The organism is Streptomyces sp. McG3 (assembly GCF_018619185.1).
GTDB lineage: Bacteria > Actinomycetota > Actinomycetes > Streptomycetales > Streptomycetaceae > Streptomyces.
In genome coordinates this window covers 1-15,485 of record NZ_JAAXYC010000184.1, presented here as the reverse complement: position 1 = coordinate 15,485, position 15,485 = coordinate 1, and the positions used below count along the sequence as shown (strand labels likewise).

Below are 15,485 nucleotides of genomic sequence, written 5' to 3'. Positions count from 1 at the left end.
GGCCGGGGGTGGGCTCTGTGCGGGGGGCTGCTTCTCCGGCGTTCCGAAGGCTCGTTCCTCGCGGCGCCGTTCCCGTACGGCACGGCCACGGGCCACGACTCCGAGCGTGAACACCACGAGGACCAACAGCACCATCAGTTCGCCGATGAACAGGCCCCAGAACAGCCCGTACCCGGAGAGCTGGGCCGGGGGCGTCCCCGGCCAGGCCGCGGCGAGGTCCTGGGGGGCGGTGGCCAGTTCGCGCAGGGCGAGTGGGGACCGGGCGAACGTCACGCCGTCCGGCCAGGCCCCGTGGGCGAAGAGCCCGGCGAGGCCGGTGGCCGTCCAGCCGACCAGGGTGGCGGCGAAGAGGAGGCCCAGGAGGCCGATCAGCAGGCCGTCCGGGATGCCGCCGCCGCCCTGGGGCCGGTCGTGTCCGTCGTGATGGGCCGGGCCCCGGCCGCGTGCCGGCTGGCGTGCCATGTCATGCCACCGTTGACTCTGACGACTCGTTCATCCGTTGCTGGTGCTCGATGCGGGCAGCCCGTTGTTCCGCCTCCAGCTCGGCGGCGCGGATGTCCTCGGGAAGCAGGTCGTCCGTCGATCCCTCGGTCATGGCGCGGTCGGTGAAGACCAGCGGGCGTTCGGCCTCGGTGATCAGGTGTTTGACGACCTGGACGTTGCCGTTGACGTCCCAGACGGCGATGCCGGGGGTGAGGGTCGGGATGATCTCGACGGCCCAGCGGGGCAGGCCGATGACCCGGCCGGTCGCTCGGGCCTCGTCCGATTTCTGGGCGTAGATCGTGCGGGTGGAGGCCATCTTGAGGATGGCTGCCGCTTCCTTCGCCGCGGCTCCGTCCACCACGTCGCTGAGGTGGTGGACGACGGCGACGAAGGAGAGGCCGAGGCGGCGTCCGAACTTCAGGAGGCGCTGGAAGAGCTGCGCGACGAAGGGGGAGTTGATGATGTGCCACGCCTCCTCGACCAGGAAGATGCGCTTCTTGCGGTCGGGCCTGATCCAGGTGTGCTCCAGCCAGACGCCGACGATCGCCATGAGGATCGGCATCGCGATCGAGTTGCGGTCGATGTGCGAGAGGTCGAAGACGATCAGGGGCGCGTCGAGGTCGATGCCGACGGTCGTGGGGCCGTCGAACATGCCGCGCAGGTCACCGTCGACCAGGCGGTCCAGGACGAGGGCGACGTCCAGGCCCCAGGCCCGTACATCGTCTATGTCGACGTTCATCGCCTCGGCGGACTCGGGCTCGGGGTGGCGCAGCTGCTCCACGATGTCCATCAGGACCGGCTGGCGGTGGGTGTTGGTCGCGGTGACGTAGGCGTGGGCGACCTTCAGGGCGAAGCCGGAACGCTCGTCGAGGCCGTGGCCCATCGCGACTTCGATGATCGTACGGAGCAGGGCGAGCTGGCCGGTGGTGGTGATGGAGGGGTCGAGGGGGTTGAGCCGGATGCCGCCGTTGAGGGCTGCGGTCGGGTCCAGGCGGATGGGGGTTATGCCCAGCTCCTGGGCGATCAGGTTCCATTCGCCGACGCCGTCCTCGCCCTGGGCGTCGAGGACGACGACCTGGCGGTCACGGAAGCGGAGCTGGCGCAGGACGTAGGTCTTCTCCAGCGCCGACTTGCCGTTGCCGGACTCGCCGAGGACGAGCCAGTGGGGGGCGGGGAGCTGTTGCCCGTACAGCTGGAAGGGGTCGTAGATGTAGCCCTTGCCGCTGTAGACCTCGCGGCCGATGATCACGCCGGAGTCGCCGAGGCCGGGGGCGGCGGTGGGGAGGTAGACGGCCTGGGCCTGGCCCGTCGACGTACGGACGGGGAGGCGGGTCGTCTCCACCTTGCCGAAGAGGAAGGAGGTGAAGGCATCCGACAATGCGGACAGGGGGTCTCGCATGGTGGGGGTGCCCTCTCTTGTTGCGGGGTGTGCGGTTCGGGATGCGCGGTTCGGTGTGCGCGGTTCGGGATATGCGGTTCGGTGTGTGCGGCTCGATGTGGGGAGGTTGGTCTCGGTCTTCGTGGTGGCTCCGCGCGTCAGCGGCGCTGTGACGGCCCCGCGCGTCAGCGGCGGATGCCGGTGGCGAACGGGAGCGTGTTCACGAAGGCCCGGTGGTGCTCGCGGTCGCACCACTCCAGCTTGAGATACGACTTGCCCGCCGAGGCGCGGATCGTGCGCTTGTCGCGGGCGAGTGCCTCGGGTGAGCGGGACGACACCGTGATGTACCCCACGATGTTCACTCCGGCCGCACCGCTGGCGAGATCTTCACCCCGCTGGTCGAGCCGGCCGTGGGCGGCGATGTCGCGCGGGTCGACGGTGCGGTTCATCTTGGCCTGGCGGCTGGCCTCGGCGTCGTCGTTGGTCTTCTCGGTCAGCATGCGTTCGATGGCGACCTCGGTGGGTTCGAGGTCCATGCAGACGGCGACCGTACGGATGACGTCGGGGGTGTGGACGAGGAGCGGGGCGAGGAAGTTGACGCCGACGGGGGTCATCGGCCATTCCTTCACCCAGGCCGTGGCGTGGCACCAGGGGGCGCGGGTGGTGGACTCGCGGGTCTTGGCCTGGAGGAACGTGGGCTCGACCGCGTCCAGTTCGGCGGGCCAGGCGTTGCGCTTGGTCATGGCCTGGATGTGGTCGATGGGGTGGTCGGGGTCGTACATGGAGTGCACGAGGGAGGCCAGGCGGCTCTGGCCGAGCGGCTGGCGTACCCGGATGTCGGCCTCGGCGAGGCGGGCGCAGATGTCGGTGAGCTCGCGGGCCATGACGACGGCGAGGCCGGCGTCGCGGTCGAGTTTGCGGCCGCCGTGGGGGCGGGCGGCTCGGGCCATGGCGTTGGCCTCGGCGGCCAGTTCGCGGCTGTAGTGCATACAGGCGACGAGGTAGGCGCGGTGCTGCTCGCTGGAGGTGGAGACCATGGACTGGAGCTGGTCGTAGGACTCCTGGAGCCAGCCCGGGGACGCCTTGTCGCCGCGCTGGGCGACGTCCTTGGCGTGGGCGTCGGGGTCGGCGGGGAGGGTGCGGGCGAGCATCTGGAGGCGGGTGACGAAGCCGTCGCCGTTGGCCACGTGCTTGAGGAGGGTGCCGAAGCGGTCGACGAGGGCTTCCTGGTCCTCGCTGTCGCGCAGGCCGACGCCGGGGCCCTCGATCTCGATGGCCGCGGTGACGGTGCGCCGGTCGGCGTGGAGGAGGACGGCGATCTCGTCGGGGCCGAAGGGGGCGGCGAGCCAGCTGATCCGGCCGATGCCGGGGGGCGGGCCGATCTCGACCTCACGGCCGTCGGAGCTGACGCCCGCTTCCACGGCGGTGGAGCGGTAGGCGGTGCCGCGGCGGAGGGAGCGCTTGAAACTGCGGTTGATCTCGAACCACTTGTAGAAGGTGCGGCCCTTGTACGGGACGTACACGATGGCGAGGGCCAGCATCGGGAAGCCCACGAGGCAGACGATGCGGAGGGAGAGGACGGGGACGAGGAGTCCGCTCATCATGCCGAGGAACGCGCCGACGATGATGAGGGCGATCTCGCCGGTCTCGCGGTTCTTGCCGACGATCGCGTTCGGCCGGGCGCGGCCGATGAGATACGTGCGGCGGGGCGTCATCGTGTGGGACTGGGTCGTCAACGCCCTCCACCTCCTGTGTTCGAGTTACCTGTGGTGCCGAAGCCGCCTCCGCCTCGGGGGGAGCGGCTGCTGTGGGGGGTCCCGGAGGTGGGTGCGGACCCGCTGCGGGGCGAGGGGGCACCGCCGCCTCCGCCGCCGGTGGCGCGGGAGCTGTGGGCGGCGACGCCGCCGCTGGCCGGGTTGGCGGGGCGCGCGCCTCCGCCTCCGCCGCTGTTCTGGTCGTTGCGGCCGCTGTGGGTCTTGATGCCCTGGGAGACGAGGGCGGCCGGTGAGCTGATCATGGCTGCGGCCTGGGCGCCGTCGGTGGCCTGCTTGCGGTTGGTGCGGGCGCCCTGGATCTCGTCGCCGAAGCCGGGAACGAAGCGGTAGATCATGGCGGAGGCGAAGATGGCCAGCAGGATGATCGAGAGGCCGGAGACGACGGCGGAGAAGGCGTCGGGGCCGTCGCCCGTGGAGAGCGCTCCGGCGAGGCCGAGGACGATGACGATGACCGGCTTCACCATGATCACCGCGATCATGATGCCGGCCCAGCGGCGGACGTGGCCCCACATGTTCTTGTCGACGAGACCGGCGTAGACGACGATCCCGAGGAGCGCGCCGACGTAGAGCAGGGCGGCGCGGATGACGAGCTCGAGCCACAGGATGCCGGCGGCGAGGATCGAGACGAGCGAGACGACGATCAGCATGATCGGTCCGCCGCCGATGTCCTCGCCCTTCTTGAGGGCTTCGGCGAACGAGCCGAAGAAGACGTCGGTCTGGCCGCCGGTGGCGGAGGAGATGACCTCGGTGACGCCGTCGGTGGCGGAGACGATCGTGTAGAGGATCAGCGGGGTGAAGGCCGAGGCGAGGACGGTGAGCCAGAGGAAGCCGACGGCCTCGGAGATCGCGGTGGTGAGGGGGACGCCGCGGATGGCCCGCTTGGCCACGGCGAGGAGCCAGAGGACGAGGGTGAGGATGGTGGAGGCCGCGAAGATGACGGCGTACTGCTGGAGGAACTTGGGGTTGGTGAAGTCGACGTTGGCCGTGGAATCGACGGCCTCGCTGAGCTTGCCGACGATCCAGGAGGCGGCGTCGGCGCAGCCTCGGGCGAGGGAGGAGAGGGGGTCGGTGGGATTGTCGATGTCGGTCGGAGCAGGCGAACCGCTGCGGGCGTTCTCCCCGTCCTCGCAGTAATCCTTGGCGAGTCCGACGATGAGGTCGCAGGGGTTGTCGCTCTCACCGGGAGCCGGCGTCGGGGTCGGTGTGGGAGCCGCGGAGGCACGCGGTGTCATGGCGATCAGCACGGCAGGCACGAGACCTGCGGCGCCGACCAGCGAGGAGAGGCGGAACCGGCGGCTATCGGGCATAGGTGAAGCCTCCGTACGCATCAACCGCAGCGGCCATCTCGTCAGCCGTGGCGGCACGGTTGTCACCGTTGACCGGTGTCGGCCCCTCCGTCTGGCGCGACGACGTGATCTTCCAGTCGTCGCCGACCCACTTGATCTCCTGCGAGATGGTGAACCAGGTCTCGGTGACCGGTTTGGTGGAACCCTCCCCGGCCAGGCCGACGAGACCGGTGCACCAGACTTCCACGGTGGCGACATCGGCCTTCATCTTGACGACCTTCGTACCGACCGGGACGGTCCGAGAGACGAAACTCAGCCCGGTGGGTGTGCTGCCGTCGTCATTGAGTCCGACGTTCTTGTAGAACGCCGGCGAATAGGCGGCGTCCAGGCTGTCCTGGAGCCCGGGGGCCACCGCCGGATCATGTGTTGCCTGAATGATGCCGCGCCGGGACTCAGCGTTGAACATCTCCGCAGACCCCAGCGCCACCGCATAGTTCGCCGCAGCGCTCTGCGCCCCCTGTTCGTCGTGGGCGAAGCCGGAGGCGATCGTGCCGTTCTTGCCTTGGACGGGCTTGGTGCCGGTGGCCGCGGTGGGGGCGCTTCTGGTGGTTCCGGGCTCTTTGGCGCCCGGGGCGGCGTCCTCGTCGCTGCCACCGCCGCGGTTGGCGAAGGCGATGGCAGCGATGAGGAGGACCACCACACCGGTGATCGTCACGAGCGAGCGGGAGTTGCGGACCGGGCGGCGCGCGTGAGGGAGCCCCGCGTCACCGTCGGGGAGACGGGTGCGGGTCTGACGGGTGCCGCCGAGGGTGCTGTACGGGTCGTCCGGTCGGCCCCCCTGGTCCTTGCCGCGGTAGTCGTGCTCGTCACCGGGACTCATGCCGCGTTCGCTCCCTCGGTCGTGTGCAGATCCGCGCAGGACGACGGTAGCTGTGCTGGTTGCCGCTTGAGCGCGGTGTGGTGACTCGACATCAGGGAAACGCAACCTCAGCCGGTGGGCACGACGGGCGGATGGTGGGGAGCGGGCTGGGACGGCCCGGAGAGGATGGCCGACGGTGGGTCAGACGGCCATTCCGTAGACGATGGTGAACAGGGTGCCCAGGGAGCCGATGATGAAGACCCCTGTCAGCCCTGCCACGATCAGGCCCTTGCCCTGCTCCGCGCTGAACGTGTCGCGGAGTGCCGTCGCTCCGATGCGCTGCTTCGCCGCGCCCCAGATCGCGATGCCGAGGCAGAGCAGAATGGCAATGGCCATCACCACCTCGATCATGATGCGCGCCTCGTTGCCCAGCGTCCCGAACGGCCCCCAGTCCGGAGCGATTCCGCCGATGATGGTGGTGATGTCGCCCTTCTCTGCTGCCAGGATCATGTAAGTCACCGCCCCTGTTGGGTAGTTCGCTGCCCGTGCCGTCCGGCACGGGTCGCCTTCTATCTTCGCTGATGAAACCGCGCTAGCACGACGCCTTCCCGGGTCTCTTTACCCGGATCTCGCACGTTTGACCGGGGCGGTCGCCCTGACCTGCGGCTCGTCCGGCTCTCCACGCATACACCTGGTTACTCTGTGTATCACGGGGTGTGACCAGGAGCAACGACGGTGGCCATGGGTTCTGACGCGGTTGCAGCGTTCGTAGGGCACGGCGTGTTCGTATGCGCCGTTCGAGAGTCGTCGGTGCGCCGGTCGGCCTCCTGTTCGATGCTTCGTCAGGTGCGGGTGGGGAAGCGCGCGCTGGGGGAGGGCGGAGCCCCAGGGCGTGGATGGGTTGGGTCGGTGAGTCCGCGTTCGGCGGGGCGCGTGCCGCCGGGCAGCCGGGTGCCGGTGAGGCTGCTGGCGCTCGGCTCCCCCTTCGTTCGGGTGAACCGGGCGGCTCTGCGGGAAACGGTGCCCCGCTCTGCCCGGCCGGGATCCACGGGACCGGGGGCGTACGGCGCCGGGACCCGACGGGTTTGCGTACGGCATGTCGCTCACCGCGGATTTGGCACAGTGCCGCTCCACGATCAAGAGGAACGGGGTGAGCGGTGTGGGCGGAGTAACCGTGGTCGGGCAGCCGAACGATGGTGGGGAGCGACTCAGGGCGCCGGCCGGATCGGCGGGAGAGGCCGGGGGCGGGGATCTTCGGCACAGCGGCGGTCCGTGGCTGAGGGCCGCTGGTGGAGCCGACCAGCTGGTCACGCACCTCGGCCCGGTGAAGGGCGAGCTGGGGGCGGCGCACCAGGGCTTGATCGCCGGGGCCGGAGCGCTGGACGCGCTGGTCGAACTCACCGCCGTGCGCGCCTCGTGGGAGCGTCGGATCGAGGGCGCACGAGGCGAGTGCGGGAGCCTCGCCGGGAAATTGCGGGCGGTTGTCCGGGGCCAGGCGCAGGCCAACGAGGCGGTGAAGAGCGGCTTCGACGGGGTGAAGACGCCGGGCCGTGGCGGCGCGTGGTGAGCGGACGGAGCGGTGGTGCCGGTTCCGCCCTGACCTGGACCGCGTTACGTGAGGTGAAGTGCGCCGAACTGGAGCAGGCGGCGGACGGCTGGGGGCGGGTGAGTAACCGTGCCGATGCGGCTCGGGACCGTATCGAGGGCCAACTCCTGCCCGGCCTGCGCAACACGCAGAAGGGGGAGGCTGTGGGGGCGGCCGTGGGGCGTTTGCGCAGGCTGGGGACGAACTTCCAGTACATCTATACCGAGTGCGGACTGCTGCGGACCACGCTGAACAGCCTGGCCCATGAGATCAGGGCCCAGCAGCGTGTGTTGCAGGGGGCGCTGGACGATGCGGCGGCGCTGAGGTTCACGGTGCACGCGGATGGTTCGGTGACGTATCCGGCGGCGGGCGAGGGCCTGGTCGACGGGAAGCCGTTGGCGGGCGGGACGGCGTCCGGTGTGCCGAACCCGGGCATGGTCACCCCCTCGGGTCTCGTGGCCCCCAACCCGAACGCCGGCAAGGCCCAGGACATCGCGGACCGGGTGGCGCAGGCCGTACGGACGGCGGCCGACGCGGACTGGCGGTACGCCAGGATCCTGCGGTCGCTGAAGGCGCAGGAGGGCCTGGATGTCCCGGCTGCGACGTGGAAGGACGCCGCGGCCGATGCGGCGGCGGTGCGGCAGGCGGCGGGCGGCTATCTGAGGAACGCGATCCCGCACGATGCGAGCCCGGCGGAGCGCAAGGCGTGGTGGGCCGGTCTGACGGACGAACAGCGGGAGGAGTACCTCGCGGTGTACCCGGATCAGATCGGCAACCTGGACGGGATCCCGGCCCTCGTACGGGACGCTGCGAACCGGGACAACCTTCAGCTGCTGATGGGGAAGCTGGAGGGCCGGGACGACGACGATGCGGTGACCAAGCTTGCGGCGCTGCGGGAGATCGACCGGCAGTTGAGGGCGGTGCCGGGGCCGGGGGAGCCACCGATGTACCTGCTCGGGATCGGGGATCAGGGAAACGGCCGGGCGATCGTCTCGTACGGGAATCCTGATACGGCGCGGAATGTGGCGGCTTATGTGCCGGGGTTGAATACATCGTTGGATGAGGAGTTTGCTGATGGCGATTTGAAGCGGGCGCGCGATTTGTCCATCGCGTCAAATCGATATGGAGCTCCCGCCGCTGCGATCGCCTGGCTCGGATACGACGCACCACAGTCGCCGGATGGGCTCAGGTCGCTTTCTGTTGCTGCAGGTGGAAGCGCCGAGGAGGGCGGCATGGCATTCCGCGGATTTATGAGTGGAATTGAGGCGACCAATGAGAGTGAAGATCCGCATCTGACTGCTATCGGCCACTCCTACGGTTCCCGGACTGTGGGTGCTGCTACACAACATCCGGGTGGGATTCCTGGTGTTGACGACATCGTGTTTGTCGGTAGCCCCGGGGTGGGCGTCGAAAAGGCGGAAGATCTGGGGGTGGGCCGCGATCATGTGTTTGTCGGAGCAGCGGCGAACGATGTCGTGACCAAGCTGCCCTCGAAGAGTGAGTCGGCCGTGGGGGCGGTCGAGATGTTGTTTGGTGGACCGGCAGTGGCCTATGTCGCCGGTGACTTGGCCGATAGGGGTGACGATGATGTCTGGTTTGGCAAGGACCCGGCTAGCGAGGCGTTCGGGGCGAGGCGATTCGAGGTGGGGGACGGGCCGCCATTGATTGCAGGGGGAAAGCTAACGGTTGATGCGCATTCCGAGTACTTCGACCCCGAACTTGATAAGACATCGGTTCAGAACATGGCGTTGATCTCTGCAGGACGTTCGCAAAATGTCAAGACGGAAGGCCCGCGGTGAAAGTTCGAGGCCTGTCGCTAGCTATGTGCATCCTTTTCGGGGTGTTGCTAGCAGGTTGTAGCGAAACGCGAGGGGGAAGCGTGGATATGCAGGGAGCGGCGGAACGAGCGGACGAGATCCTCGATAGCGTCCTGGAGGAGATTGAACCCGATGTGCATTGGGTTCATGGTCCTACGACCACGGGCGGCTGCATCGTAACTCGGCGGAGGACGGTCATGACGGTCGTCTCTGCCCAGCGGAGGGGAAGTCTTCTAGGCGTGGTGGACCGCTTCTGGCGAAAGGGCGGCTACCGCATGACGGCAATCAACAATGATATGGATTTCCCCGCCATTTATGCGAAAACCCGGGACGGGTTTCAAGTGACCTTGATCGTGGCGGATAAGGGTCAAGTGCACTTCGACGTGGACAGCCCCTGCGTCCGCCGTTCCGAGGTCGCCGACTCCACCAGCCGTGCCACAGCGTTTCTCGATCCGGAAGCGCGGCTCATCCCCCGCCCCAACATCCACTCCGACTTCTGGTCGGCAGGCGCCCCCGGGGTCGCGGCACCGGGGTCGTGATCGGGGCAAGTTGGCTCAACTGGGCCGGTGTGTACGGGCTTTGAGCCCTGTATTGGGTCCTGGGGCCCATGTCGTGTCCCCTGCCCGTGTGGTCGCATACGCGGAGTGACTGATCTGTCGCCCGTTCCGCCCACTCACGAGGTAGGGGACTGCTCTTGTCCGGCATACGAAGAAGCGCGGTCCCTGTTGGCGTCGATGTAAGCGCTGCCGTTGCGGGTTCGGGGCGGTTGATGCCCCGGCCGTTGCAGGCGGTGCTGATCCTTCTTCACGTTCTCTTCGTGGCCACCCTGGTGGGCGCGATCAGGGCACTGTCGACGGCGTCCTCGGTGGACGCGGTCGACGGGTACCTTCTCGGGCTGTTGGTCTACGCGTCGTTACCCGGCATCGGCGCCTTTGTGCTGTCGCTGTACGTCCGTAAGGGCGGCGTCCGGGTCTGGTACGGGCTTCTCGCCGTTCAGGCGTGGATCGTCCTCGGCGCTCTCGCGGAGCTGAGCGGCGGGGCCGGGGCGGGAGGTGTCGCCCGGCTGGTGATACCGACGGCCGTCATCGTGCTGCTGTGCCGGCCGGGGAGCCGTCGATGGTTCCGGAGCGGTCTGGAGCAGCGGGCCGAGCAACGGCTGTTCAGCTTCGCCCGGATGATGAAGCTCCGCCGCGACGCCGGGCAGACCGCGCTGGAGTATCTGGGCCTCGTCCTCGTGGTCGTCGCGCTCGTCGGCGGGCTGACGGCCACCGGAACCGGCCGGCAGCTCACCGCGGAGATCCGTAGCGCGATCTGCGAACTCACCGGTGGCTCGTGCCCTGCGCCGGGGCACGACGTCGTGGCCGGCGGCGGGAGCGCCGACGGCAGCAGCAGCGGGAGCGGGAGCGGGAGCGGGAACAGCGCCGGCAACGGCAGCGGGCGCGATGATGCTTCGGGTGCCGGTACGGACGGCGGTGCGGGAGCCGACGGCGGCGGTGGTGACGAGTCCAGTCTCACCGGTGGTGCCGGCAGCACCGGTACCAGCGGTGGCGCCCCTGACACCGGAGGGACCACGACCACCGGAGGCACTGGCGGCACCGGAAGCACCGACGGCACCGACGGCACCGGCGGTACTGGCGGAGACAGCGGCAGCACCGCGGGCAGCGGCGGGAGCGGTGGCAACGGCTCCGGTGACACTTCAGGTCCCCAAGGGGGCGGCCAGGACGGCGACCAAGGCGGCGACGCCTTCCCCCCGAGCGATGCCATCGTGCCGGTCGACGCGGGTAGACCCCCGGGCCCCAACGGCGGCGGGTTCCTCGACGGGTTCCTCGGGGACGGGCTGGGCGGCGACGTCCAAGGGGTCGTCGACGCGGTCCTGCGGCCGGGCGAGAGTGGTCAGCGCATCGTCGACCAGTGGGGGCGCGACACCCAGGGCGCGGGCGAGAAGTGGGATCGGGGCGACTACGTCGGCGCCGCCTGGGACTGGAACAAGGCGGTCGGCGGCGCCGGCGCCGGGCTGGCGATACCCGGCTCGGGGGCGCGGGTCGACGCCGAGGTGCGGGACGCCGAGCGCGCGCACCTGAGCGGGCGGATCCCGCAGAACGCCACGCCCGCCGGGAACAAGGCCTGGTGGGACGGGCTCTCGCCGGAGGAGCGCGAACGGTACATCGAGCTCGTCCCGGAGCGGATCGGCAACCTCGACGGCATCCCGGTCCTCGCGCGCGACGCCGCCAACCGCAGGAACCTTCCCGCGCTGATCGACAAGCTGGAGGGGGTCGACACCGACAAGGCCCGTGACCAGCTGGCCGGGTTGCGGGAGATCGACCGGCAGTTGAAGGAGAACGGCAAGCCACCCATGTATCTCATCGGGATCGGGGACGAGGGCAACGGGCGGGCCATCGTCTCGTTCGGCAACCCGGATGCCTCCCAGCACGTGTCGGCGTACGTACCGGGGCTCAACACCTCGCTCGACGAGGAGTTCGCCAAGAACGACCTCGGGCGGGCCCGGGACACCGCGATCGGGGCGCAGGGGTACGACGACTCCACTGCGTCCATCGTCTGGCTCGGGTACGACGCGCCGCAACTGCCGGACAAGGACGGGGCGGCGGGCTACTTCGCCGTCATGGGTACGGGGCGCGCCGAGAAGGGCGGGGAGGCCTACCGCGGCTTCATGGACGGGATCTCCGTGACCAACCAGAACAAGGACCCGCACATGACGGCCATCGGGCACTCCTACGGGTCCCGGACCGTGGGCGCCGCGGCGGCCCGGCCCGGCGGGATTCCCGGGGTCGACGACATCATCCTGGTCGGCAGTCCGGGGGTGGGCGTCGACCACGCCGTGGATCTCGGCGTCGGCAGCGAGCACGTCTTCGTGGGCGCCGCAGCCAACGACCCGGTGACCAAGCTGCCCTCGAAGACCCAGGTGGTGGTGGGCGGCATCGGGCTGGCCCTGGGTGGCCCCGGTGGGGCCTATCTGGGCGGCGATCTGGCCGATCCGGGTGACGACGACCTGTGGTTCGGGAAGGATCCGGCGAGCAAGGCGTTCGGGGCGCGGCGCTTCCCGGTGGCCGACGGTCCGCCGCTCGTCAGCGGGAGCGGTATCAGTCTGGACTCGCACTCGAACTACTTCAGCCCGGAACGCGACGCCGTGTCCGCGGACAGCATCGCCCTGATCGTGTCGGGCAACGCCGACCGGCTCAAGATGGAGGAACCGAAGTGAGTCGAGCGAAGCGGGCTCTGCCCCTCGGCGCGGTGCTCCTTGCCCTGGGGGTTGTGCTGTCCGGGTGCGGGAGTGAGGACGTAAGCGCGCGTGACGGCGGCGTGAGCACCGGAAAGGAGCGCGGGATGGACATGCAGGAGGCTGCCGAGCAGTCCGACGCGATGCTGGACGCGGTCCTGAAGGGCATCGACCCCGATGTGCGGTGGGCGCACGGGCCGACCACCACGCGCGCCTGCGGTGTGACCCGTCGGCGGGCCGTCATGACCGTCGTCTCCCCCGAACTCCGTCAGACGTTCCTGGACCGTGCGGAGACGTTCTGGCGGAAGAACGACTACCGGATCAAGGCGGTCAACAAGGACGAGAAGTTCCCGGCGGTCTACGCGGTCACGAAGAGCGGATTCGGTGTCAGCGTCTCCTTCCGGGGGAAGGGACAGGCCTTCCTGGAGGCCGACAGCCCGTGCGTGAAGGAGTCCGAGGTCGCCGCTCCCACCGCCGAGCCGAACGGTCCGGCGTACAAGGACGTCTATCCGCTGCCCCGCCCCAACGTCCGCTCCGACTTCTGGTCGGGGGCGGGCGGCTGAGGCCGCGTCACCCCTGGTGCCGGTGAGCCGTCGGCGCCCCCGTGTGCTTCGGGTGCGCCGGTGGTGTGCCGCGGATGACTCGTACACACCGTCGAAAAAGGCTCTGAAGCGCGCCCCGATGGGGGATGGTTGAGGGGTGCGGAAATTCTGGGTGTTCGGTGGCATCGGCGTCGGCATGGTCATGTGCTTCCTGGCGCTGCTCGTCGTCGGTACGTACTCCGCCGCCGCCGGGCTCGCCGGGTCGGGGGGCGGCGGTGCCGTCGCGCTGGCCAAGGGGGCGGTCCCGGCGCGGTTCCAGCCGCTGGTGCAGAAGTGGGGCAACCTCTGTCCCGCCATCAACCCGGCGCTGCTGGCCGCGCAGTTGTACCAGGAGAGCGGCTGGAACCCGCAGGCGCAGAGCCACGCCGCCGCTCAGGGCATCGCCCAGTTCATCCCCGGTACGTGGGCCACGCACGGGATCGACGGCAACGGCGACGGCAGGCGGGACGTGTGGGACCCCGCCGACGCGATCCCCTCGGCCGCCTCGTACGACTGCGAGCTCGCCGGGTACGTGAAGAAGGTGCCGGGCGACCCGACGAGCAACATGCTCGCCGCGTACAACGCCGGCGCCTATGCGGTGATCAAGTACGGCGGCGTCCCGCCGTACAAGGAGACGCAGAACTACGTCAAGATCATCCGTTCGCTGGAGAAGAGCTTCGCCCGGCCCGTTGGCCGTGTCGCGCCTTCCCGGCAGGCCGCCGGGGCCATCTACTTCGCACAGAAGAAGCTCGGCACGCCGTATCTGTGGGGCGGCAACGGTACGCCGGAGCAGCAGGGCCGGTTCGACTGTTCGGGGCTGACCCAGGCGGCGTACCGGACCGTCGGCATCGAGCTGCCGCGCGTCGCCAACGACCAGTACAACGCGGGCCCGCATCCCTCGCGGGACGAGCTGCTCCCGGGGGATCTGGTGTTCTTCTCCGACGACCTCACCAACTCGCGTGCGATCCGGCACGTCGGTCTGTACGTCGGGGGCGGCTATATGATCAACGCGCCGTTCACCGGGGCGGTCATCCGGTTCGACAAGATCGATACGCCGGACTACTTCGGTGCGACACGGGTCACCAAGGACGGCGCCGCCGCCCTTCCGACGGATCTGCCCCCAGGGTGACGGATGTCTCCCAGGTGCCTCCCGGGTGTCTCCCGCACATTCCCCGGCGGCTCCAGGCGTTTCCCGGCGTCTCCCGTACGGGTGTAACGTCCGGGGCTTCCGGAGGGGCCAAGGGTGCTGACGGGCAGTCGGCCGTGTCCGGAACTCTCTGTGAAGCCTGGGCCCTGAGCTGCGATGACGAGTCACTCTTCGATAACGTCATGGTGATCATTCGGTGGAGAGTGGAACGCACACGACAGCCGGGCCGTTCCCTGGACAGGGGACGGGAACGGCATGCGCACGGACCATGCGTCGCGGTGACGCGGTACGGCGATGTCGCGCAGTGCGGTAGCGGACAGCACCGGACACGGGGGTTCGACCACGGCGGCGTGCAAGGACGCGCGTCGCAGCAGAAGAAGCAGACAAGGCAAGGGGCCGCAGCAGATGGCTGGACTCGAACTCGACGGGTCGAACCCGGACGTCAGTCTGCTCTACGACATCAACGGTCTCGCGAAGGCCGCTCCGACCTGGTTCGACCGGGTCATGGAGTTCGTCGGCGAGTACGGGATCATGTTCGGCCTGGTGCTGGTGGGCCTGTGGTGCTGGTGGAGCATGCGCAAGCGCGGGACGGCCGAGGACTCGGTGACGGCTGCCGCCGCCATCGTCTGGGCGCCGCTCGCCGCCGCCATCGCGATCCTCATCAACGTTCCGATCCGCGGTTTCGTCGAACGGCCGCGCCCGTTCAACGACCACGAAGGCCTTGAGGTCCTGATCCACGGCAAGACGGACTTCTCGTTCGTCAGCGACCATTCCACCCTGGCGATGGGCATCGCCGTCGGCATCTTCGTGGCGAACCGGAAGTTCGGCTTCGTCGCGATCGGCCTCGCGCTCTTCGCCGGGTTCAGCCGGGTCTACATGGGCGTCCACTACCCGACCGACGTGATCGGCGGCTTCGCCCTCGGTACGGCCGTCGCCCTGCTGCTGGCCCCGCTCGCCATGGCGCTGCTGACCCCGCTGATGGCGGCGATCGCCCGCTCGTCGCGCGTGGGCTGGTTCGTCCGGTCGAAGAGCGCGGACGTCGCGTACGCGGACGAGCACGGCGAGGCGATGGGCATCCCCGAGCCGCGGCCCGGTTCCGGACGGGGCGACCTGGGGGAGAAGGACCTGGCCGCCTGACGGTCCCTGTCAGGGTCCGTCAGCCCCGTCGATCCGGTCAAACTAGGTCAATCCGGCCTTGTCTCCGACTCCGTCTCCGTCTCCCTCTCGCTCTTCTCCCCGGCTCTTCTCTTCAGCTGATCGAACCGGTCTCCCGATCCCCCGGACGCCTCCGAGCGTCCGGGGGATCGTGCTTCGGCCAGGTCCCGCGGGCGGGCGGGTC

General features: G+C 69.3%; 12 protein-coding genes and 1 pseudogene. 7 read left to right on the top strand and 6 right to left on the bottom strand.

Annotated features, from left to right (window positions below; all coding sequences use genetic code 11):
* From HET64_RS25450 to HET64_RS25425, 6 genes and pseudogenes are all read right to left on the bottom strand, one after another.
* Window positions 1–462: pseudogene (locus tag HET64_RS25450) on the bottom strand (type VI secretion protein); the annotation flags it as partial.
* A 1-nt stretch (window position 463) separates the two neighbouring features.
* Window positions 464–1,882, bottom strand: a complete 1,419-nt coding sequence (locus HET64_RS25445) for an ATP-binding protein (RefSeq protein ID WP_215109337.1) — start codon at window positions 1,880–1,882, stop codon at window positions 464–466.
* A gap of 164 nt (window positions 1,883–2,046) precedes the next feature.
* Complete coding sequence (locus HET64_RS25440) at window positions 2,047–3,597, bottom strand: SCO6880 family protein (protein WP_215109335.1); 1,551 nt, start codon at window positions 3,595–3,597, stop codon at window positions 2,047–2,049.
* Entirely contained in the window at window positions 3,594–4,943 is a 1,350-nt protein-coding gene (locus HET64_RS25435) for a hypothetical protein (RefSeq protein WP_215109333.1), read from the bottom strand. Before HET64_RS25435 ends, HET64_RS25440 begins: the two co-directional genes overlap by 4 nt.
* Window positions 4,933–5,802, bottom strand: coding sequence for a hypothetical protein (locus HET64_RS25430; protein ID WP_215109331.1), 870 nt, complete (start codon window positions 5,800–5,802; stop codon window positions 4,933–4,935). Before HET64_RS25430 ends, HET64_RS25435 begins: the two co-directional genes overlap by 11 nt.
* Window positions 5,803–5,982: 180 nt before the next feature.
* A complete protein-coding gene (locus tag HET64_RS25425) occupies window positions 5,983–6,291 on the bottom strand; it encodes a hypothetical protein (protein WP_003968086.1) in 309 nt (102 codons plus the stop codon).
* 649 nt (window positions 6,292–6,940) lie between these two features.
* Between HET64_RS25425 and HET64_RS25420 the strand changes: the two genes are divergently transcribed.
* The 7 genes from HET64_RS25420 to HET64_RS25390 all read left to right on the top strand — a co-directional run bounded on the left by HET64_RS25420 (window position 6,941) and on the right by HET64_RS25390 (window position 15,283).
* On the top strand, window positions 6,941–7,348 hold the full coding sequence (locus HET64_RS25420; protein WP_308370375.1) for a hypothetical protein: 408 nt from the start codon (window positions 6,941–6,943) through the stop codon (window positions 7,346–7,348).
* Complete coding sequence (locus tag HET64_RS25415; RefSeq protein WP_215109327.1) at window positions 7,345–9,165, top strand: alpha/beta hydrolase; 1,821 nt, start codon at window positions 7,345–7,347, stop codon at window positions 9,163–9,165. The genes HET64_RS25420 and HET64_RS25415 overlap by 4 nt, the downstream gene beginning before the upstream one ends.
* Window positions 9,166–9,245: 80 nt before the next feature.
* Window positions 9,246–9,722, top strand: a complete 477-nt coding sequence (locus HET64_RS25410; protein ID WP_374105576.1) for a hypothetical protein — start codon at window positions 9,246–9,248, stop codon at window positions 9,720–9,722.
* A 230-nt stretch (window positions 9,723–9,952) separates the two neighbouring features.
* Window positions 9,953–12,400, top strand: a complete 2,448-nt coding sequence (locus tag HET64_RS25405) for an alpha/beta hydrolase (protein ID WP_215109325.1) — start codon at window positions 9,953–9,955, stop codon at window positions 12,398–12,400.
* A complete protein-coding gene (locus HET64_RS25400) occupies window positions 12,397–12,981 on the top strand; it encodes a hypothetical protein (protein ID WP_215109323.1) in 585 nt (194 codons plus the stop codon). Before HET64_RS25405 ends, HET64_RS25400 begins: the two co-directional genes overlap by 4 nt.
* 151 nt (window positions 12,982–13,132) lie before the next feature.
* Window positions 13,133–14,128: an NlpC/P60 family protein gene (locus HET64_RS25395; protein ID WP_374105577.1), complete on the top strand. Its 996-nt coding sequence runs from the start codon at window positions 13,133–13,135 to the stop codon at window positions 14,126–14,128.
* Between the two features lie 423 nt (window positions 14,129–14,551).
* Window positions 14,552–15,283: a phosphatase PAP2 family protein gene (locus tag HET64_RS25390; protein ID WP_215109321.1), complete on the top strand. Its 732-nt coding sequence runs from the start codon at window positions 14,552–14,554 to the stop codon at window positions 15,281–15,283.
* The last annotated feature ends 202 nt before the right edge of the window (window positions 15,284–15,485 follow it).